The organism is Pseudoalteromonas sp. P1-16-1b (assembly GCF_001401785.1).
Taxonomy (GTDB): Bacteria; Pseudomonadota; Gammaproteobacteria; order Enterobacterales; family Alteromonadaceae; genus Pseudoalteromonas; species Pseudoalteromonas undina.
Map to the genome: position 1 here is coordinate 220,489 of NZ_LKGQ01000003.1, position 21,284 is coordinate 241,772.

The 21,284-nt window shown below is 39.3% G+C and carries 19 protein-coding genes; 12 read left to right on the plus strand and 7 right to left on the minus strand.

The genetic code is table 11. From position 1 onward, the window contains the following. Window positions 1-87 precede the first annotated feature (87 nt). From AN392_RS03860 to AN392_RS03870, 3 genes are all read right to left on the minus strand, one after another. Window positions 88-801 carry a YebC/PmpR family DNA-binding transcriptional regulator gene (locus tag AN392_RS03860; protein WP_008110544.1) on the minus strand — a complete coding sequence of 238 codons (714 nt, stop codon included), beginning with the start codon at window positions 799-801 and terminating at the stop codon, window positions 88-90. A 165-nt stretch (window positions 802-966) separates the two neighbouring features. Continuing rightward, window positions 967-3,045 carry a M13 family metallopeptidase gene (locus tag AN392_RS03865; protein WP_055011883.1) on the minus strand — a complete coding sequence of 693 codons (2,079 nt, stop codon included), beginning with the start codon at window positions 3,043-3,045 and terminating at the stop codon, window positions 967-969. Window positions 3,046-3,232: 187 nt separating this feature from the next. Continuing rightward, entirely contained in the window at window positions 3,233-5,023 is a 1,791-nt protein-coding gene (locus tag AN392_RS03870) for an ABC transporter ATP-binding protein/permease (protein ID WP_200908271.1), read from the minus strand. 113 nt (window positions 5,024-5,136) lie between these two features. Between AN392_RS03870 and AN392_RS03875 the strand changes: the two genes are divergently transcribed. The 5 genes from AN392_RS03875 to AN392_RS03895 all read left to right on the plus strand — a co-directional run bounded on the left by AN392_RS03875 (window position 5,137) and on the right by AN392_RS03895 (window position 9,865). After that, window positions 5,137-5,598, plus strand: coding sequence for a hypothetical protein (locus tag AN392_RS03875; protein ID WP_055011885.1), 462 nt, complete (start codon window positions 5,137-5,139; stop codon window positions 5,596-5,598). A 108-nt stretch (window positions 5,599-5,706) separates the two neighbouring features. After that, a complete protein-coding gene (secD, locus tag AN392_RS03880) occupies window positions 5,707-7,545 on the plus strand; it encodes a protein translocase subunit SecD (RefSeq protein ID WP_055011886.1) in 1,839 nt (612 codons plus the stop codon). Beyond that, window positions 7,538-8,467, plus strand: coding sequence for a protein translocase subunit SecF (gene secF, locus AN392_RS03885; protein ID WP_055011887.1), 930 nt, complete (start codon window positions 7,538-7,540; stop codon window positions 8,465-8,467). Before secD ends, secF begins: the two co-directional genes overlap by 8 nt. Window positions 8,468-8,732: 265 nt before the next feature. After that, on the plus strand, window positions 8,733-9,209 hold the full coding sequence (locus tag AN392_RS03890) for a GreA/GreB family elongation factor (protein WP_055011888.1): 477 nt from the start codon (window positions 8,733-8,735) through the stop codon (window positions 9,207-9,209). A 104-nt stretch (window positions 9,210-9,313) separates the two neighbouring features. Further along, on the plus strand, window positions 9,314-9,865 hold the full coding sequence (locus AN392_RS03895) for a hypothetical protein (protein WP_055011889.1): 552 nt from the start codon (window positions 9,314-9,316) through the stop codon (window positions 9,863-9,865). 52 nt (window positions 9,866-9,917) lie between these two features. Here the strand turns inward: AN392_RS03895 and AN392_RS03900 are convergent, their stop codons facing one another. Continuing rightward, entirely contained in the window at window positions 9,918-10,253 is a 336-nt protein-coding gene (locus AN392_RS03900; protein ID WP_055011890.1) for a zinc ribbon domain-containing protein YjdM, read from the minus strand. A 311-nt stretch (window positions 10,254-10,564) separates the two neighbouring features. On the opposite strand from AN392_RS03900, the gene AN392_RS03905 reads away from it, so the two are divergent. The 5 genes from AN392_RS03905 to AN392_RS03925 all read left to right on the plus strand — a co-directional run bounded on the left by AN392_RS03905 (window position 10,565) and on the right by AN392_RS03925 (window position 15,547). Then, window positions 10,565-11,959, plus strand: coding sequence for a RimK family protein (locus tag AN392_RS03905; protein WP_055011891.1), 1,395 nt, complete (start codon window positions 10,565-10,567; stop codon window positions 11,957-11,959). Beyond that, window positions 11,959-13,110, plus strand: a complete 1,152-nt coding sequence (locus AN392_RS03910; protein WP_055011892.1) for a GNAT family N-acetyltransferase/peptidase C39 family protein — start codon at window positions 11,959-11,961, stop codon at window positions 13,108-13,110. Before AN392_RS03905 ends, AN392_RS03910 begins: the two co-directional genes overlap by 1 nt. 13 nt (window positions 13,111-13,123) lie before the next feature. After that, window positions 13,124-13,636, plus strand: coding sequence for an MgtC/SapB family protein (locus tag AN392_RS03915; RefSeq protein WP_008110519.1), 513 nt, complete (start codon window positions 13,124-13,126; stop codon window positions 13,634-13,636). A gap of 92 nt (window positions 13,637-13,728) precedes the next feature. After that, entirely contained in the window at window positions 13,729-14,835 is a 1,107-nt protein-coding gene (locus tag AN392_RS03920; protein ID WP_055011893.1) for a hypothetical protein, read from the plus strand. A 55-nt stretch (window positions 14,836-14,890) separates the two neighbouring features. After that, complete coding sequence (locus AN392_RS03925) at window positions 14,891-15,547, plus strand: hypothetical protein (RefSeq protein ID WP_055011894.1); 657 nt, start codon at window positions 14,891-14,893, stop codon at window positions 15,545-15,547. A 28-nt stretch (window positions 15,548-15,575) separates the two neighbouring features. On the opposite strand, the gene AN392_RS03930 is transcribed toward AN392_RS03925, so the two are convergent. After that, a complete protein-coding gene (locus AN392_RS03930) occupies window positions 15,576-16,586 on the minus strand; it encodes a GlxA family transcriptional regulator (protein WP_021033106.1) in 1,011 nt (336 codons plus the stop codon). Between the two features lie 128 nt (window positions 16,587-16,714). Here AN392_RS03930 and AN392_RS03935 point away from each other — a divergent pair, with 128 nt between their 5' ends. Beyond that, a complete protein-coding gene (locus tag AN392_RS03935) occupies window positions 16,715-18,622 on the plus strand; it encodes a beta-ketoacyl synthase (protein WP_055011895.1) in 1,908 nt (635 codons plus the stop codon). Window positions 18,623-18,674: 52 nt separating this feature from the next. Here the strand turns inward: AN392_RS03935 and AN392_RS03940 are convergent, their stop codons facing one another. Next, window positions 18,675-19,859 carry a DUF1624 domain-containing protein gene (locus AN392_RS03940; RefSeq protein WP_055011896.1) on the minus strand — a complete coding sequence of 395 codons (1,185 nt, stop codon included), beginning with the start codon at window positions 19,857-19,859 and terminating at the stop codon, window positions 18,675-18,677. A gap of 202 nt (window positions 19,860-20,061) precedes the next feature. Here AN392_RS03940 and AN392_RS03945 point away from each other — a divergent pair, with 202 nt between their 5' ends. Beyond that, the gene (locus AN392_RS03945; protein WP_010389876.1) at window positions 20,062-20,436 is read left to right on the plus strand and encodes a hypothetical protein; all 375 of its coding nucleotides are present in this window, start codon (window positions 20,062-20,064) and stop codon (window positions 20,434-20,436) included. Here AN392_RS03945 and fghA read toward each other — a convergent pair. Further along, entirely contained in the window at window positions 20,390-21,232 is an 843-nt protein-coding gene (fghA, locus tag AN392_RS03950; protein ID WP_055011897.1) for an S-formylglutathione hydrolase, read from the minus strand. The two genes, AN392_RS03945 and fghA, sit on opposite strands and share 47 nt — an antisense overlap. Window positions 21,233-21,284 lie beyond the last annotated feature (52 nt).

The window sequence follows — 21,284 nt, forward strand, 5'->3', positions numbered from 1 at the left end:
CAACTAAGTTGACCTTTAAACATTATTTGATCTGAACTCTGCTTGAAACAGATTTATTATTCGAAGTTCAGGTTGTTCGCTTAACGATTAAAATTGAGCGTTATGGTACACGTTTTGTACGTCGTCACAATCTTCAAGCATGGCTAAAAAGCGCTCCATAACTTCAACGTCTTCGCCTTCAATAGGAGCTTCAACTTGAGGTACAAAAGCAATTAAGTCTTCGTCAAATTCTGTCACACCCATTTCTTCAAGTGCTGTGCGAGTATTGTTGTATTCAGTGTGCGGTGCAAATACGGTCACTTTACCATCTTCTACTTCAACGTCGGTAACATCAACATCTGCCATCATCAGCGCTTCAAGTACGGTTTCATCGTCGTCACCGTCAAACACAAAAATAGCAAGGTGATCAAACAAGTGTGAAACTGAGTTTTGTGCGCCAATTTTAGCGTTTGCTTTGGTAAAACATACACGTACATCAGCAAAAGTACGTTTGTTGTTGTCGGTTAAACAGTCAACAATAATCATACAGTTACCTGGGCCGTAGCCTTCGTAACGCGTGGCTGCATAGTCTTCACCGCCGCCACCTTTGGCTTTATCAATAGCACGTTCAATTACGTGAGCCGGTACTTGGTCTTTTTTAGCGCGTTCAATTAAACGACGTAGTGCTAGATTGCCGTCTGGATCAACACCGCCATTTTTAGCACAAATATAAATTTCTTTACCGTATTTAGAATAAACTTTAGTTTTAGCACCCGCAGTTTTAGCCATTGAATCTTTTTTGTTTTGGTAAGCTCTTCCCATCTGCGTTTCGCCTTAATATGTATGAATAATTGAAAAAAATTTGCAAGCCCATATTCTAAAGGTAAATACGGGGTAGGGCTAGTAAGTATTGTTAGTAGCCAAAAATAAAACAACCCGCATAAGCGGGCTGTTTATTCGTTACAAATGATGAACGTTTGTCAGGTATTACCAAATACGAACGCGTTCTTCTTCTGGTAGGTATAACTCATCGCCTGGTTTTACATCAAATGCTTTATACCAAGCATCATGGTTACGAGGCGCTTGTGCTCTAAAGCGACCTGGTGCGTGTGTACCACCACGTAATTGGTTTAACATACTTTGCTCAGTACGTTTTTCTTTCCATACTTGTGCCCATGCTAAGAAGAAACGTTGATCGCCGGTTACACCGTCAATTACCGGTGCTTCTTTACCATTTAAGCTTAGTTTGTAAGCATGATAAGCCATGGCTAAACCACCCACATCACCAATATTTTCACCTAAACTGTTGCGGCCATTTACAAAGTTACCTGGAATTGGCTCATATTTGCTGTACTGAGCCGCCAGTTTGTCAGCTTTAGCATCAAAAGCAGCACGATCTTCATCAGTCCACCAGTTACGTTGAATGCCGTTAGCGTCAGATTTTGAGCCTTGATCATCAAAGCCATGGCCCATCTCATGGCCAATTACAGCGCCAATGCCACCGTAGTTTACTGCTGGATCTGCATTTGGATCGAAAAACGGCGGTTGTAGTATAGCGGCAGGGAATACAATTTCGTTAAACGAACTATTGTAGTAAGCATTAACACGTTGTGGTGTCATGCCCCAACGATTACGGTCGGTCTTTTTCAGCTCTTTTTCTACACTTTCAGCTTGGAAAAACTCACGCATATTTTTTACATTAGCCATTAAGTCATTTTTGCTAATGCTTAAGCCTTCATAAGATTGCCATTCATCTGGGTAACCAATTTTTGGCACAAACGCCGCTAATTTTGCACGCGCATTTACTTTTGTTTCTGCGCCCATCCAATCTAAGTTATCAATACGCTCACCAAGTGCTGTGCGTAAGTTTTCAACAAGTTCAGACATTTGTTGCTTAGATGACTCAGGGAAATAACGATCTACGTAAATTTTGCCAATTGCAAAGCCCAATGAGCTAGTGCCAGACATTTGGCTGATAGCGCGTTTCCAGCGTGGACGTGGCTCTTGTTGACCATTTAACTCTTTTCCATAAAAGGCAAAGCTAGTGTTAAATATTTCTTCAGATAATAGTCGTGAGTTACCATTAATCGCATGATATGTAAGGTAGTCTTTCCATACGCTTAAATCTTCGTTATTGATTAAGTCAATCATGGCTTTAACAGGTTCAGGCTGCGATACATTTAATTGTGGTACTTTATAACCTGTTTGTGCAAAGTATAAATCCCAGTTAAATCCTGGGTATTGCGCACTTAACTCATCGCGCTTTACTTGGTTTAGGGTTAAATCACGATTACGGCGTTTTTCACGTGGCCAATGACCTTCTGCAATTTTGGTTTCAAGCGCTAAAATCGCTTGTGCACGCTCTGTGGTATTATCAACCCCTGCAAATTTAAGCATATCGGCAATATGTGCAACATACGCTTCACGGGTTTTTACAAAACGTTCTGCATCTTCAAGGTAGTAAGAACGATCAGGTAAGCCTAAGCCACCTGCACCTAATGACATTTCGTATTTATTGGGATCTAAACGGTTAAACCACATACCGCCACCAAGTGGTGCACTTACACCCGTAAGCCAAGATTGGCCAAATACTTTTGCCAAATCATCAGTAGAGGCAACCGTATTAATGTCGTTAAGCAACGGCTTAATTGGCGTGATACCAAGTTTATTAAGCGTCTCGGTATCCATGTACGAGTTATAAAAGTCAGCGACTAGTTGCTCTTCGGCGTTTAAGTTTTCACGCGCTGCAATTTCTTCAATAATTTCTTTAACGCGATCTTCACTGCGCTCAGCTAGCGCAGAGAATGCACCGTAACGGGTTTTATCTGCTGGCATTTCATAGTTGTCGTACCATGAACCACTGGCGTACATGAAGAAATCGTCGCCTGGTTTTACAGCTTCGTTACGCGCAGTTAAATCAACCCCAAACGTGCCTAATTCGGCTTGCTCTGTTACTTGTGGTTTTTCTGCAACTGCTGCTACTTGCTCAGTTTTTGTTGTTTGTGGCTCAGAACAGCCAGTAATAAATGTGGCAGCGAGCGCCGCTGCAATTAAACTCTTTTTCATTATTTTCCCCTATGAATTCACGTTATTTAATTCGTTATATTTTTGTTATAAAAATAGCTACTTGATTGTATTGATAACTTCACTGCAAACAAACCTTTTGAGGTGAATAACCGTACCGGTCGATAAGATGAATGAAATACTAGCAAAATAGCACTCAGATACTTAAATTGTACCCGAGTGGCTTAGTTTATTGCGCTTTGGACTGCTTTTGCTGTAATGCCCACATATGAGCATATTCACCATTTTGCATGAGTAATTCATCATGTTTACCTTGCTCTACCACTTCTCCCGCCTTAAGCACGATAATAGTATCGGCATCGGTAATTGTTGATAAGCGGTGCGCAATAACAATACTGGTATGATTAGAGGCAACTTCTCGCATAGCATTTAATATGGCTTGCTCAGATTGTGAGTCCAGCGCCGAAGTGGCTTCGTCAAAAATTAAAATTGGCGATTGTTTTAAAATAGCGCGAGCAATAGCAATACGTTGTTTTTCGCCACCAGAGACTTTAAGTCCGCGTTCGCCTACCAAGGTTTTATCGCCTTTATCTAGGCTATTAATAAAGTCTGTTAGATGCGCCATGTTTATAGCTTTGTTTACTTCATCTTCACTGGCGCTGGGTCTGCCGTAGTGAATATTTTCGCGTATGCTGGTATTAAATAACACAGTATCTTGCGGCACTATGGCAATAGCTTTACGCAAACTTGCGAGGGTAACTGTGTTTATGGCTTGATTATCAATTCTTATAGCGCCCGATGAAAGTTCATAAAAACGGTATAACAAGCGGGCTAACGAGCTTTTACCTGCGCCACTAGCACCTACAACCGCTACCTTAGCACCAGGATTTACATGAAAACTGACGTTCTTAAGAATAGGACGCTTGCTATCGTAGCTAAAGCTGACGTTTTCAAAGCTAATTGCCCCATTTTTGAGTGCTAATGGTTGCGCGGTTTCGCTATCTGCTACTTTGGGAGAGGTATTTAGTAATCCAAGCATGTTTTCAAGGTCGGTAAGAGCGCGGCGTATTTCACGGTACACAAACCCCAAAAAGTTAAGGGGTAAAAAAAGCTGAATCATATACGCGTTAATCATTACCAGCTCACCAATCGTTAACTCGCCGGTAACCACTTCATTAGCGCCAAGCCACATTAATGCGGTTATGGCGCATGCAATTATAAGTGCTTGTCCTGAGTTTAGCGCCAGTAACGAGAGTCTGTTTTTTAATCGAGCTTGTTCCCAGGTTGCTAAAAACGTATCGTAAGTTTTAGCTTCATGCTGTTCATTATTAAAGTATTTTACGGTTTCGTAATTTAATAAACTGTCGATGGCACGGGTGTTACTTTGGTTGTCGGCAGCATTTGACTCACGAATAAAGCGGTTTCGCCATTGGGTAACCGTCACGGTAAAAAAAATATAAATAGCCACAGCCAATAGGGTGATCAGCGCAAACCAAATAGAAAACAAGCTGCCAAAAATAATCGCCACAGTCATTATTTCAAACAACGTGGGCACAATATTAAACATTAAAAAACGCATTAAAAAGCTTAAGCCACTGGTGCCGCGCTCTATGTCTCGACTTATGCCGCCAGTTTGCCTATCTAAATGAAAAGCTAAATCTAATGAGTGCAAATGTTTAAACACTTTAAGTCCAATATCTCGCATGGCATGCTCGGTGACTCGCGAAAATACTGCATCGCGTACTTCACCCAAAAATACACTAGCAAAGCGCAATGCGCCGTACATAATCAGTAATAAAGTAGGAACAAGAAGTAGTGGATTAATTGATTTATCAACCGAATCAATTATTTCTTTTAAAGCCCATGGCATGAGTAATGTCGCCCCTTTAGCACCGATGAGCGCTAATATAGCAATCAGCACACGGCCTTTAAACTTAGTGATATAAGGCCAAAGAGTTTGAACGCTTTGTTTTAAATTCATGGCGTCGGGGCGTTTTACTGAACTTTGTCTGGAGCGCATCGAGGATCTCAGTATTTGATATTATATAAATGAATTAGCTTAAGAACGGCTATTGTATTTTAATTAGCTGCCCTTATATACTAGCTATCCTTTATTTTAGTTTTAAATGGCAAATGTTTAAATTTCGCGTTTTTTTCGCTACATGCTTGTTTTTTGCTGCACTCTTTAGTGTGCAAAGCCATGCTATGGGCGTAAAGCAGGGTTTAGGCAGTAACTTAAGCAGTCTTACCGATATTGTTAATGTTGACCATTTAACTAACACTCCTACACCTACAAAATCGCTTGGCAATTTAAAGCACAAAAACTCAAAGCATTCTGATTTTGATGCTCATCAACCTAGGTTAACAGCCAATAACTCATTTTTATTTCTACATAATGCGCAGGGCGATCCTGAATACGATGTAGTGCATGAGTTTTTTGCCCTAAATGGCTGTAGGCATATTTTTTTGCGACCGCAAGCAGTTACTATAAGTCAGCCTTGGTATACTAGGGTATTTAAAAGTAAAAAGTCGCGCTTGAGCGGCTGGAAAGACGCTAATCTGTTATACACCGCTGTAACCACCTACCACGCATAAAGTTCCTTATTTAATGTTAATTGGTTTTAACGCATCGCGTTTTGACCTGCAGATTAATTGTGCCTAATGGGTACGTTACTGGGCTATGCCTAGTAATAAGGAATAACTATGTTAAGTCTAAAAAAAGAGAAAAAGCCATTTAAGGCTAAGTTTAAATTGAGCTATGTAGCCATGCTGATTGTATTAGTGTTACTAGCAATAAGCGCCTTACCTAATTTATACCCGAATAAGTCGTGGTTGCATGTTAGTGCAACTTCTGAGGTTAAAGCACAAGCATTGCCTAGTACTGAAAATCTTGTACGCTTTTTAAATAGCCAAGGTTTTGAAGTGAGTGAAAGTTTAAAAGACCAAGCAAATATTAATGTACTTTTAAATACACCTACGCAAAGTGCCCAAGCTCAGGCGGCTTTAAAATCAAACTTTCCAAACACACAAGTTAAAATTGTTGAACATGCAACCAGCCCTATTTGGTTACAAGAGTTTGGCTTATCGCCCATAAAGCTGGGTCTTGATTTAAACGGCGGGGTATTGTTTGTACTTGATGTTGATTTAAATAAAGCCATTGATGAGCAATTGCTCAGTGCATATCAACAAACAAAAGCCATTATTGTTAAGCAAAAAGCCTATGGCGTTAAAGCGAAGCAGACTAATCAGGGCTTTGAAATAAGTGCGCTTGAGAATGCTGGCGATAAGCTAACAGTTGTCATAAAAGAGCTTAAAAGCCGTTTTGAAAACCTCACTACAACCACATCAACTAATGGCAACTTACAGGTCGTTAAAATTAGCTATTCTGATCAAGGGCGCAGCGCATTTGATAAAGAAGTGATGAGCCAAACACTCACCACACTTCGCTCACGTATTGAAGAGCTCGGTATAACAGAGGCCGTTACACAGCGCCAAGGTAAGCAGCGCATTCGTATTGAGCTACCTGGCGTGCAAGATCCAGCTGAAGCAAAACGCATAATTGGTGCAACCGCGTCATTGGGGTTTTATCAACTTAAAGAGAGAGGCGGGCAAACGTTTAATTTGCAATCGGGAGGGACTATTAAGCTCGACCCTGTACCTATATTTACCGGTGAGCATATTAATAACGCTAATATAGGCCGTGATGACTGGGGTAAACCTTTGGTACAACTGAGCTTAGATGGCCAAGGTGGCGATGCTATGTCGGCTTTTTCAAAGGCGAATATAGGTAAACCTATGGCAACGCTTTATTCAGAGTATTCACAAAATGCTAAAGGTGAAGTGGTTAAAAAAAGCGAAGTCATTAATGTGGCTAATATTGCCCAGCATTTAAGCTCGCGGTTTAGTATAACCAATATGCAGAGCCAACAAGCCGCTGCCGATTTAGCGCTACTACTACGTGCAGGATCACTTACTGCGCCTGTAACGATAGTGCATGAGCAAACTATTGGCCCAAGCCTTGGCCAAGACAATATTAATAATGGATTAGCAGCGTTAATGTTAGGCATGGGTTTAACACTTGCGTTTATGGCACTGTGGTACCGCCGTTTAGGGCTTATTGCAAATGTTGCGTTAATTTTAAACTTAACCTCTTTAGTGGGGCTAATGTCGTTATTACCTGGGGTGGTTTTAACTCTTCCAGGGATAGCAGGCTTAGTATTAACTATAGGAATGGCGGTTGATACTAACGTGATTATATTTGAACGCATAAAAGAAGAGCGTCGCAAAGGTCGCCCCCCGTATCAAGCAATCCAAGAGGGTTATAAACAGGCTGCTAATACTATATTTGATGCCAATATTACCACCATGATCACCGCGATTATTTTATATGGCATAGGCTATGGCCCGGTAAAAGGCTTTGCGATAACGCTGGCGCTTGGTCTTATTACATCGGTGTTTACTGGAGTGTATGTATCTAAGTATTTAAGCCAAAGCTTATATTTAAAGCTGGGTAAAAAAGCAGGAGTAAACGCGCATGCTTAACACTTTTTTAAAATGTGAGACAGGGTCACGTATGCGCTATACAGGCATGCTTGTTAGTGCCATATTTGTGTTGTTATCGGTATTCACCATTGCACAAAAAGGGCTTAATTTGGGCCTTGATTTTACGGGTGGTTATTTAACAGAATTTACCACCAGCCAAGGTGTTGAACTAAAACAGCTTGAGCAATTTATTGCTAAAAACCATCAAGGTGAATTTGAACTAACAGCGCAGGGCAATAATCATTTTCAATTAACGCAAGCGCCAAATAAAGGTGCCAATAATGATGCTTGGAAAACCGCGATTAGCCAAAACCCAGATATAAACGCAGAGGTTTTATCGTCTGCATATATTGGCTCTCAAGTGGGTGACGAATTATTTGAGCAAGGCTGCTTAGCCTTATTTGCTGCGATGGTAGCGGTAATGATTTATTTAGCTGTTCGGTTTGAGTGGCGTTTGGCATTAGGCTCTGTGGTGGCTTTATTACATGATTTAGTGCTGGTGGTTGGCTTATTTTCGTGGTTACAAATAGAGTTTAACCTAACCGTTTTAGCCAGTTTATTGGCAATTATTGGCTACTCCCTAAATGACTCAATAATAGTTGGAGATAGGGTGCGCGAGCTGTTGCGCATACCAACAAACATCACACTCAAACCAAGTCGTATTATCAACAGTGCTATTAAAAGCACCTTAACTCGTACGCTTATTACCTCAGGAACTACGCTCGCAACAGTGGCAAGTGTTTGGCTGTTAGCTGGCGCGCCGCTGCAGGGGTTTGCCATTGCTTTGTTTGCAGGAATAGTCGTAGGCACGCTGTCGTCTATTTGTATTGCTGCTACATTACCTGAGCTACTTGGGTTAAGTGCTAAAAACTACGATAAGCAAGTGGATCAGCAAACGCAGGCATTAATGGATATGCCATAGCCTTAAATTAGCATTGTTGTTACACAGCAAAGGGATAGTGTTCGATGTGGCAACAATGCTAATACCAACCTACATAGATATTTGAACAATTTAACGAATTAAATCCCCCTATAACGTTGTTAAAATTTTTTCATTTAGAACAACTAGATGTCAAAAATTTTGCCTAGTTATAGAGCAATTTTCTTATCGTTAAAATAGGTCCCATATCCAAGCAGATTGGTATAAAATAGCAAATTATTTTTATCGAATTGAGTGAATTTTCCAAATGAATAAAGCCCATGTTACTGAGCACCTTCGTTTTGCCTTAGATGAGCAACTAAACACTGCTAAAATTGCAGCTCAAACAGCTCACGATACCGCTACCCATGAAGAAAGTATTGCAGAGACCCAATACGATACCCTCGGGCTTGAAGCCGCCTATTTAGCACAAGGCCATGCAGAGCGAGTTAATGAGTGCTATAAAGAAATACAACTATTTGAAGCCATATACAACGAACCCGTTACTGGCACCATCGCTATAAGCTCATTGGTATGTTTAGAAGACGATGTGGGCACACACAAATGGTTTTATTTAGGCCCAGCAGCTGGTGGATTAACCGTTGATATTAAAGGCACAACTATTCAAGTGCTTACCTCTGGCGCACCATTAGGCCAACAGTTATTGGGTAAACAAGTCGATGATGAAGTTAGTTTAACTATCGGTGATGTAAAACATAGTTACGATGTGGTTGAAGTGCTTTGAATGTAGTATTTATTTGTCTCTTACTCTGAGGCGCAGCATCTCGTAGGCCTCTTTGTTAAATTATTGCCTAAAACTTATAGAATAAAATTAAAGATGAGCCGTTTATGAACTTAGTATTGGTCAGTGATATTTTTGGTAATACAGCGGCTTTAAAAGCATTAGCTGAAAAACTAAACGCTCAGTCTATTGTCGATCCCTATGGCGGGGTTGATATGGCATTTAACAGTGAACAGCAGGCCTATGAGTATTTTAGTCAGCATATAGGCCTTGATGAGTATGTAGCTATTTTACAAAAAGCGATTAAGCCACTCGCTGGCAGCACCATATTGATTGGTTTTAGTGTTGGCGCATCGGCAATTTGGTCAATGTCTGCACACCCGGCGATTAAAACGATAGCTAAGGGCATTTGTTTTTACAGCTCGCAAATTAGGCACCATACAGATATACAACCACAATTTGAGATTGAACTCATTTTTCCGCATTATGAGCCGCACTTTGATGTTAAATCATTACAGGTGGAGCTTGCAACAAAGGCTAATGTTAACGTAAAGCATGTTGATTACTTACATGGTTTTATGAACCCACACTCAAGTAACTTTAATCAGAATGCTTACGATCAAACATTAGCTGCGCTATCTAAAGAGCTAAAAAATTAGCAGTTAAGCGTTATTGCTTTGTGTTAATTTTTACAAGTGAGTTTTTGTAATTTCAGGCTTTTTTCACAAACTTAGCCGTTACCATCATTTCGCCAATGCCATCTACTTTATAATCTAGCTGGTGATCTTTTTTATCAAGCACACGTCTAACTGCCGCTTTCGTGCCAATTTTTATAACCTGAGAACTGCCTTTAATTTTTAAATCTTTGGCAACGGTTACTTTGTCACCATCGACTAGTAAAGTGCCGTTTGCATCTTTTACCAAAATAGCGTCTTCATCGCTTGTATTATTTGGGTTCCATTCATAAGCACATTCTGGGCATATAAGCAGCTGTTGGTCTTCGTAAATGTATTCACATTGGCATTTAGGGCAAGCGGGAAGAGACATAATGATCACTTTTAGTGGTAAATTTTGGCTATTTTAAAACACAAATTAACAATAAAAAAGTTCATCAAATATTTTTATCTTCACGCTAAAAATATCTCGTTTGTGTGTATTTAAAAAAGGGCTTATAAATCACATGTCGCTTAAGCAATTTAAGCGCTAACGTTTATAGTAGATATTCGTTAAAGCACCTATCGTATTAAGTGATTTGCTATTTGCTGCACTTAGTGCGATAGGTGTTTCTATTTGCTGTTTAACTACCTGAGCTAACTAGCCAAGGTATTATTTATATTTTGACTTAACTAGGAAAAGTCGTGTTTAAAACCTTAATTGTGGTTGATAACAATGAGCAAGCACTTGCTCTTTCATTTGAAAATGTAATTACATTTGACACCTATTTACGAGATTACCCCAAACGTAACGAACCTAAAACCCGCATTATTAATTTATGCGACTCAAGCCAATACTTGAGTAAGGGTTATTATTGTTCATTGCTTGCAGAAGCCCGCAAACACCAAGTATTACCAAGCGTTAAAACAATAAACGCGCTTAGAAGTGGACAAGCACCTATTTTAAATACTGGGCATATTGATGGCGCAGTTTATTTTGGTAATGCTCTAAACGAATTACAAGGTAAAGCGGCTAAATCGGTATTTAAACAATACCCAGCTCCTATTTTATTTGTCGATCAGCAAGGTTTATTGCAACAAGGCTCTTTAACCTCATTAAGTGAGCAACAATATGCTGCGTTTATTGAAAAGCTCAATGAGTTTACCCAAACGCAATGGCGTATTGGTAAAGTAGAGCGCCGTTTTCGTTGGGATATGGCGATATTGGTTGATCATAACGAAAAAGTACCGCCAAGCGATAAAGATGCAATTACACGTTTTATAAAAGCAGCAGCGAAACATGGTATTAACGCAAAAGCACTTAGCTTTGAGGAAATAGATAATATTGCCCAATTTGATGCGTTGTTTATTCGTCAAACTACAGCCATTGACCATCCAACCTACCGCCTTGCAAGTAAAGCGCAAAGCCTTGGTTTAGTGGTGATTGACGATGCGGAGTCTATTTTACGGTGCTGTAATAAAGTGTACTTACATGATGCATTTAATTATCAAAAAGTACCGAGCTTAAAAACGCTAGTTGTGGCTGATCAATCAGTCCAAACGCTTGAGCAATTAGAAGCAGCATTTACCTATCCGCTGGTTTTAAAAATGCCAGAAGGGTCGTTCTCAAAAGGGGTGTTTAAAGTTGTAAACCGCGATGAGCTTGAAGCTAAACTAACCGAGCTGTTTGAATATAGCGCACTGGTATTGGCACAAGAATACATGTACACCGAATACGATTGGCGCGTAGGTGTACTTAATGGTCGTGCTATTTATGCATGTCGTTATTTAATGGCACGTAACCATTGGCAAATATACAACCATGACGCAAAACGGTTTTTTTCCGGTGGCTTTGAAACTCTACCAACCTTTGAGTTACCAAAAGTAGTATTAGATGCAGCTCTAAAGGCCTGTAAAACAGTGGGTAAAGGTTTATATGGTGTAGACGTAAAAGAGCACCAAGGTCGTGCGTATGTATTGGAAGTAAACGACAACCCGAGTATTGATCACAAAGTAGAAGATGGTTACTTAGGTGACGAGCTATACATGATCATTATGGATGAGTTTAAACAGCGTTTAGAAGCACGAGGCCGCGGCTAATGCCTATTGCTCTGGTTGAAAAAGTAATGGTGGCAGAGGCGACTAAGCTAGTTATTCGCCCTGCAATAAACTCTGACTTAAAGGCGTTGGTGGCGCTTGAAAATACTTGCTTTAGTAACGATAAGCTAAGTGCGCGTAGTTTAAAGCGCTGGCTTGGGGCTAAACATGGGATTTTATTAGTTGCTGAGCAAAATGCGCAACTATGTGGCTATGGCTTAGTGTGGTGCCATAAAGGCACGCGTTTAGCGCGTTTGTATTCGTTAGCCGTATTACCAACAATGCAGGGCAAGGGCATAGCCAAAAAATTACTCAATGAACTTGAAAAAGCGACCAGTGAGCGTGGACGTATTTATTTGCGCCTAGAAGTTGCAGTAAATAACGACAGCGCCATTGGGCTTTATAAAAGTGTGGGGTATCGCGTATTTGGTCAATACAGTGATTATTATGACGATCACAGTGATGCCTTACGCATGCAAAAAAATATTCGCCAAACCAGTGAGTTGCAGGTTGAGCGTTTAACGCCATGGTATCAGCAAACCACCGAGTTTACCTGTGGCCCTGCTGCGTTATTAATGGCAATGGCTGCTCTTGACTCAAACACAGAGCTGAGTCAGTCACATGAATTAGCTTTGTGGCGTGAAGGCACCACGATTTTTATGACCTCTGGGCATGGCGGTTGTCACCCATTTGGCTTGGCACTGGCTGCAAATAAACGCGGTTTTACAAGTGAGGTAATTGTTAATACATCTGAACCATTATTTTTAGATGGGGTTCGCAGTGATAACAAAAAATCAGTATTGGCCACGGTTCATCAACAGTTTGTTGAGGGTATTGCAGCGGCAAATATTTCAGTTACACAAAAAGATGTTGAATTAACTGACATAGAAAACTGGTTGAGTCAGGGGTTTAGTGTGTTGCTGTTAATTAGTACGTATCGGTTTGATGGTAAAAAATCACCGCACTGGGTGTGTGTAACCCATTTAGATGCACATTGTGTTTACGTACATGACCCATTTTGCGAGCCTGGAAAAGATAACCAGCTAGCAATAGATTGTCAGTACGTACCAATTGCACGTAGCGACTTTAGTAAAATGTCGGCATTTGGTAGCCAAAGGCTCAGAACGGCAGTTGCTATTGGTAAAGTAAAATAGATTAGGATATTAAGTGACATTTTTAGATTTTATCGATGTAGCGCCATACTCATGGGCAGCTATTGGCACCGCCGCTTTTTGTGGCGCTATTATTGGTATAGAGCGTCAATTGCGCGGTAAACCTGTGGGTATTCGCACATCAGCATTAATAACGTTAGGCACATATTTGTTTTTATCTACGGCGTTTAATTTACAAGGGGATGTGATTGATCATTCTCGTGTAGTGGGGCAAATAATCACGGGTATTGGTTTTTTAGGCGCAGGCGTTATGCTAGCAAAAGACGGTGCAGTAGTAGGGGTTACCTCCGCGGCCACAATTTGGGTGCTTGCGTCTATTGGCGTGATGATCGCAACCGAAAACTTAGGTGCTGCAATTAAGCTTTCTATATTGGTGGTTGGTATTTTATATGGTGTTGATGTGCTCGAAGCTAAGTTTAAAAGCCTCAGCAAAGGTGTGCATGCTAAAGTAAAAAGTTATCACAAACGTTATTATCGAAAAGACAGTATAGATAGCGAACGCCACTAAATAGTGGCGTTTTTGCTTTAATTAATATATTTATTTACATGAACTCTAGATTAATGAGAGGATAGTATTTTAATGGATTAAAGGTATTAAGAATGCAAGGAAGTTGTATAGATGTTTTTCCAGTTCCTGAAAATAGAAAATATTGGGTCGTTAGGGCTGGAGTAGGGGCTCACTTTTTCTCTCATTTCGTTCAAAATAATCTTGTAGCAATTGGTCATGCTGATATGCTCAATTTATCTACCTTCGAGGACACTAGCTTCCTATCCATTGAACAAAAATCAAAAATAATTTCATCACATCAGAAATTTCTTCTTGAAAAAGGTGAATCAAAAAGTCAGATAGGTAATAAAAACGCACAGATAAAACGGTTTATCACAGATATCAAAAAGAATGATATAGTCATTAGTGTAAGTGATGAACGTATTATAGCTGGCGTTATTAAGTCTGATTGTTATTTTAGTGACCAATCAATAGAATTAACAGACCTAGTTAAAGTAAAAGATGTAAAGACTTGCGATTTTTCTTTAAGATACGATGTTCACTGGGGTAGAAGCCAAAGTAGAGATAATATTCCTTACCCATTAGAAAGAAGTTTAAAAAATACTGGTGCTGTCTTTGGGGTAAACAAAATTGAGCATATCCAAGCTTTAAACCATTGGCTTTTCCCAATCCATTTAGTTAATGATGAAGTTAGATGTTCAGTTAATATTGCTTCAGAAAAAGCTTTAGGAAATAATGAAGTCGCTAATTTATCAAATACTTATCGACAGTTAGAGTTACTTTCTTCTTTTTTGAGAACATGCAAGGGAGAAAATGATGCTTCCTTACGTAATTTTTATAATTTCTTAAAAGATAATGCAAGCACTTTCAACTATGAACTGACAGTTCAACATGCATTTATGTCTCCTGGTGTAGAGTATCTTCAGTTAAATACAAATGATTTTATAAAAAATATTTATTTTGCAGCTGCCTTTGCTGCATTATTTAACACACAGATCGCTGTTGCAGATGAAATTAAAGCTGATATGAGAATTTCCAGTAGTAAAATAGCTATATTAGTGGAAGAAGTAAAAAGAGAAACGAAATTTAATAATAGTAAAAGCGAACTAAATTTAAGGATAAAAAAAGCAGATAAAGCGTTACTGGAACTAGATGATGGTTTTGGCGAGGCTATGCCTTCTAATAAACTGATTTTATAATTATTAACCTAAAATATATATAAAATGTTTCTATTATGAACATGTAGGGCTGCAAGTGAACTTTTTTGATGCATTTAAAAAACCATGGCGAGATAACTGGGCAGAGACTCTTCAATTTATTGTTGTAGCTTTTGGTTTAGTTTTTTCTGGTTTCTGGGCTTATCATACGTTTGATACACTTTTACAAAAAGATAGAGCTGAGGCTGAGTTAAAGAAAACGACAGCCGAGTTAACTAAAAGTAAGGCAGAGCTCGCAGATTTACAAAATAAAATTAATGGAGTTGATTCGAGCGTAATTGATATTGACTTAAAAACAACTGGCCTTCCCAATGGGAACGTAGGTTTGATAGTTAATGTAATTATTAAGAATACAGGGACTAATGATGTTCGTATGTCTTGGGTTGAATCACCTTTAAAAATTTATTTGACTAAATATAAAGGTGATAAATTGAAAGGAGAATCGTCGCTAAGTCCACTTTTATACTCTAGCCTTCAGGATCAAAATTCTCAAAATAAAAAATATATAGAGGAAGCACATCTCCTTGTTGGAGTGAAAAAGACTTTATCTTTTTTTACTGAAATTGAAAGATCGGGCTTATATTATTTAGCATTCGAAGCTTCTGTAGACTTATCAATAAAAAATAAATTAAACGACTCTGAAAAATTACCTGTTTGGTTTGCCTCTTCGTATGTATTTATCGAAACTGAGTAATTTATTGTGCATATTTACAGAGTAAAACTTAACCAAATAATTTTCGTCGCACGACTTTACGGTATTCGCTGGGTGTTTGGCGTAATACTTTTTTAAATACTCGGGTTAAATGCCCTTGGTCATTATAGCCAACCTCTAAAGCAACTTCCTGAATCGATAAATTAGAAGATGCCAATAAATCTTTGGCGCCTTCTACTCGTAATTGTTGCCAATATTCGATTGGACTTTGGTTAGTGGCACTTCTGAAGCGACGAGTAAAGGTGCGATAACTTAGACTAAATTGAGCCGCAACCTCCTGTAAGTTGAGCTCACTGGCTAGATTGGTTTTTAACCAAAACTGTATTTGTGCAATCAGCTCATCTGGGTGTCTATCTACTGCTCCCTCTAAGTAACGTTGATCTTCATAGGGTTTGCGAATCTCATGGGAAAAGTTGCGCTCCACATGTTGTGCCGCTTCTTTACCATAATATTGACTAATAATATGCACGATAACATCAGCAAGTGCATTTAAACTGGCTACGGTATACATACGTTCTGACTGGGTGATAAAAAAATCAGGTTTCAAACTTACATTAGGGTAGTCATGCTTAAACTGCTTAGCATAATGCCAATGAGTAGTAGCGGGATGTCCGTCAAGTAAACTAGCCTCTGCAACAAAACAATTACCTGTGCCTACTCCAATTATATGACTTCCTACGGTAAAGCTCTCGATCAGCCAAGTGACTAATTGTTGATTAGCGCGTATCACCGGGCGAGGGTTACGCCAAATACCAGGCACAATAACTAAATCGCAATAAGGTGAGTTTTCGCTAGTACAATCAGGAATAATCGATAGTCCAGTTCGCGTCTTAATGGCATCACTATTTTTAGCCACTAAATGAATAGCCAGAGGTTTAAAGTTATTTTTATCACTATGGCCTTTAGCAAAAGCCTCACCCGCACGCAGCATCTCAATCGGTAATGTGAGACTGGTTACCAACAAATGCTCAAACACTGCGATACCAATATTTATGGGGGGAGTTAATGGGTTGTTGCTCATTGTGAATGCTCCGACCAGTTGTTTTTGGCCTTTTATGCCGCTTATTTGGCTATTAAAGCACAAAGACGTCTCTATAATCCAATTAAACTAATGTCATATTCTTATAACACGCATTTTAAAGGTAAATTATGACTGCATTACCCGTTATTGTAGGCATGGGAGGCATTAATGCCGCTGGCCGTACTTCTTTTCATCAAGGTTATCGTCGTATCGTGTTAGATAGCTTAGCGGCGCAAGCTCGCCAAGAAACGTTTTTAGGCCTTGCCACATTAATGAACTTAGTGACTACAGTAAACGGCCAACTTGAAGACAGCCAAGGTAATCATGTTGAGCAAAGCGACATTGAAGCACGCTTTGGTGAGCAAATTATTGCTGGTACATTAATTCGAAAAATTGAAAAAGAACATTTTGACGTTGATGCCACACCTTGGCAGCAAAAAATGACTTTAACTGCTTCAGATGATAGTTCAATTGTGTTTGAAACACGTCGTCGTGACTTACCATCGCCTTTACCAAGTAACTGGCAAATAGATGACCTTGATAATAAAAAAGTAAAAGTCACGATTGCTGCTGAGCTAGATGTAAAACATGACTCAACCCGTGATAACCCGATTAAGTCAGCTGGGCAATTTCCAACCGGGTTTGATCCTGCCATTATGTATAACAGCCGCTACCAGCCGCGCGGTTTACAAGCGACCATATTTGCTGCCACCGATGCAATAAAATCAACAGGACTTGATTGGCAACATATTATGAATAGCGTAGAGCCAGATAAAATTGGTACCTATTCAGCATCGGTTATTGGTCAAATGGATGATAAAGGCTTAGGTGGTTTAGTTAAAGCGCGTCAGCAGGGCGATCGTGTTAGTACTAAACAGTTAGCGCTGGGTTTAAATACGATGTCGACCGATTTTATTAACGCCTATGTTACTGGAAATGTTGGGACGACTTTTTCAACCTCAGGCGCATGTGCCACATTTTTATATAACTTGCGCGCTGCCGTTAACGATATTCAAGCTGGCCGTACCCGTGTTGCAGTGGTTGCAAGTGTTGAATGTGCGATTACTCCAGAAGTGGTTGAAGGTTTTGGTAATATGAGTGCGCTGGCCAATATTGAAGGTTTGCGCCGTTTAGATAATTTAACCAATGATGACGAGCCTGATTACCGTAAAAGTAGTCGCCCATTTGGTGAGAACTGTGGTTTTACCTTAGGTGAGGGGGCTCAGGTTGCTATATTAATGGATGATGCACTGGCTCTGGAACTCGGTGCAGATATTATGGGCAGTGTGCCGGATGTATTTGTGAATGCCGATGGAGTTAAAAAGTCAATTACCTCACCTGGGCCTGGCAATTACATCACCATGGCGAAATCAGCAGCACTTGCTACTAGCTTGTTAGGTAAAGAGGCACTGCAACAACGTAGCTTTATTTTAGCGCACGGCTCAAGTACGCCACAAAATCGTGTTACTGAATCTTTAATTTATCATAAAGTAGCGCAAACATTTGCTATTGATAACTGGAAAGTGACTGCGCCTAAAGCCTATGTAGGCCATACTATTGCGCCTGCTAGTGGCGATCAGCTTGCGATTGCGTTAGGTGTATTTAGTCATAATATTATGCCGGGTATTACCACCATTGATAAAGTAGCCGACGATGTTTACAGTGAACATTTAGATATTCGTAATAGCCACTACGATTGTGGTGATATGGATATTGCGTTTATTAACTCAAAAGGCTTTGGTGGAAATAATGCAACAGCGACTGTGCTGAGCGCAAAAGTAACCATGCAAATGCTTGCTAAACGCCATGGTGATGCACTGATGAACAGCTATGTTGAAAAACATAGCCAAGTAAAAGATGCACAGCATACTTACCAAACGCAAGCCGATTTAGGTCAATACTCGCTAATTTACCGTTTTGGTGATGGCTTGATTGATGAAAATGAGATTGTTTTAGATGAGCACAGCATTACACTGCCAGGCTTTGAAAAAGCAATTACATTTAGTACAACAAATTCCTATCAAGATATGTTCTAAGCACACATACTTGTTAGCAAGGCGCTTTTATAGCGCCTTTTTTAATGTTTGTTCAAATATACTTAGCAATTAAACTGTGTTTATTTTTTTGCTTCCATGCTAAATAATAATTGGCAAGAACGGCTGTTAAGCCAATTACGACTGCAATAAATAGCAGTGTTGCAACATAGCTCATACCGTATCCAACTGGTAAACCCACCAGTGTTTCGCCATAAGTCATATCAGAAAAACTAAAGCCTAAAACAGGGATAAGTAACCAACTTATTGCATGCAGTAAATACAAGTGGGCTAAGTACGAGAACATACTGGTTTTACCCAGTACTTGTAAAAACTTTGGCGAAAAATCACTTTTTAGCTTGCTCAATAGTTTAAGCATAATTAGGCCTATACCAACGGTTAACAACATAAACTGCAGGGAAAGTGGGTATTTGGTCGGGTTTAAGAATGACATTACAGTGAGTAAATAAGAGTCACTAATCGTAAATATTGACGCGTCACCATAAAGATTAAAGCCACGCAAAAGCGTATATAAAACTAGGCAGCTTACACCCAAAATTAAGCCATAATCCATAACTCGGTTACTGTATTGCTTGGCTTTGTAATAAACACCTGCACAATAGGCTAACGCCATTAACCCAACAATAGGAGCTACGGGGTAGGTGGTTCTAATTTTAAAGTTAAAAGGAAGTTCGAGTACATTTTTCTGATGTAAAACAGACCATATCGTATTTGCGATTGTATTTGGCTCAAAGTTGACGGCATCAAATAAGTTGTGGCCAAATACTAAAATTAAGCCCATGGCAAAAATTGCATACAGACCAATTAAGCGTAAAAGCCCTAGAATAATAAATCCCCAACCTATCGCCCAAATAACCTGAGCGTATAACATTGGAAACAGTGGATTAAAGCTCCAAGACCATGACACAATAGTAAATTCAAATAATATAAGCACTAGTCCACGTATAATTAAACTTTTTGAAAAAGCTTGCGTGGAAGTGTATTTATGCTCGGTTATCGCAGCTGAAAGGCCCGCTAAAAATACAAATAATGGCGCACAAAAGTGCGATATAAAACGAGTGAAAAAAGTAAGCGCATCTGTTCCTGGTATGGTTATGGGATCGGTCACTGAATAATTTAGACAATAATACATGCCGTGATCAATCACCATAAATATAATGATAAGACCTCGGAGTAAGTCTATATGGTGTAAACGATTTTGAGATAAAGGTAATGACATAAATATGCTTTGGTATGGATGAAAAAACGAGCTTAATTATATGTTATATTATATCATTTTGCGAGAGTGATAATAAAATACTTTAGTATAAATTATGTTGTAAACAATTTTCACTTACTAACAGATTTTTACAGTTTTACTTTTTTAATGGAGTTACTCTATTAACTAAATAGTTAAAGTTGAAGCTACTAAAGGGTTAAACATGAAAAAAATATTTTTTTTATCACTATTGCTGATGCTTAATGGCTGTACATTTTTTGGCGTTATGTTGGATGGACAAGCAGCCTCAAATGCACAAGAAAATCAGCGGATGAAAAATCCAGCTCGGTCTACTCCTTATGAAAATCCATTTGAGCCAGTTCCCGTTGATAAGGACGGATTTTCTTTTGCAGAGCTAGGTTTAAAAATAGACTCTGCAGTATTTAGTTTAGTAAAAGGAGATGACGGTGTGATTAGAAAATGTAGGCAGGTTACTAAGGTCTTAAAAGAATGTGTAGAAGTAGATAAATCTACTCTACACAGTAATGAATCTAAGCAGTTAAAAACTGATGATGAAATAATAAGTGTTGGTCTATAAAACTACTAATGAAATAGTAACTATGGTCGTAACCAGCTTGCATTTCGAGTGTTAACGGATAGCCTTTCTGTGTAGCTACAGTTACTAACTTTTGTGGCTTAAGTTGCTCATCTAAAAAGTTATCTGCATCACCTTGACTAACCAACATAGGTAAATAATCAGCTTGTTTGGCTTGTTGCATTAATTCGCAGCTATCATATTCTGCCCAGACTGATTTATCAGTACCTAAGTAGCCAGTAAAGGCTTTAACACCCCAAGGACAATCTATCGGGTTTGCAATTGGGCTAAATGCTGTAGCGCTGGTATAAGCTTTAGGATTTTTAAGGGCAATCATTAATGCGCCGTGACCACCCATAGAATGCCCAGAAATTGCTTTTTTAGTTGTTACTGGAAAATGTTGCTCTATTAATGCAGGTAGTTCCTTCACCACATAATCGTACATATTAAAATGAGTATTATAAGGTGCCTGCGTTGCATTGACGTAAAACCCTGCACCTTGGGCAAAATCGTAGCTATCTTCGTTAGGAACGTTTTCACCACGCGGACTGGTATCAGGTGCGACAATAGCAATGCCTAGCTCTGCCGCTTTTTTAAACGTGCCTGCTTTTTGCATAAAGTTTTCATCGGTACAGGTTAATCCTGATAACCAATAAAGTACTGGTACTTTATTTTTTTCACTGGCGCCTGGTGGTAAAAATACCGCAAAACGCATGCTGCAATGGGTGCTTGAGGAAGTATGGCTATACTGCTTATGCCAGCCACCAGCCACTTTTGCTGTTGAGATATTTTCTAACATAACAATCCTTAAAAGCCGTTACTTAATAGCAACGGCTGGTAATGGTGATTAA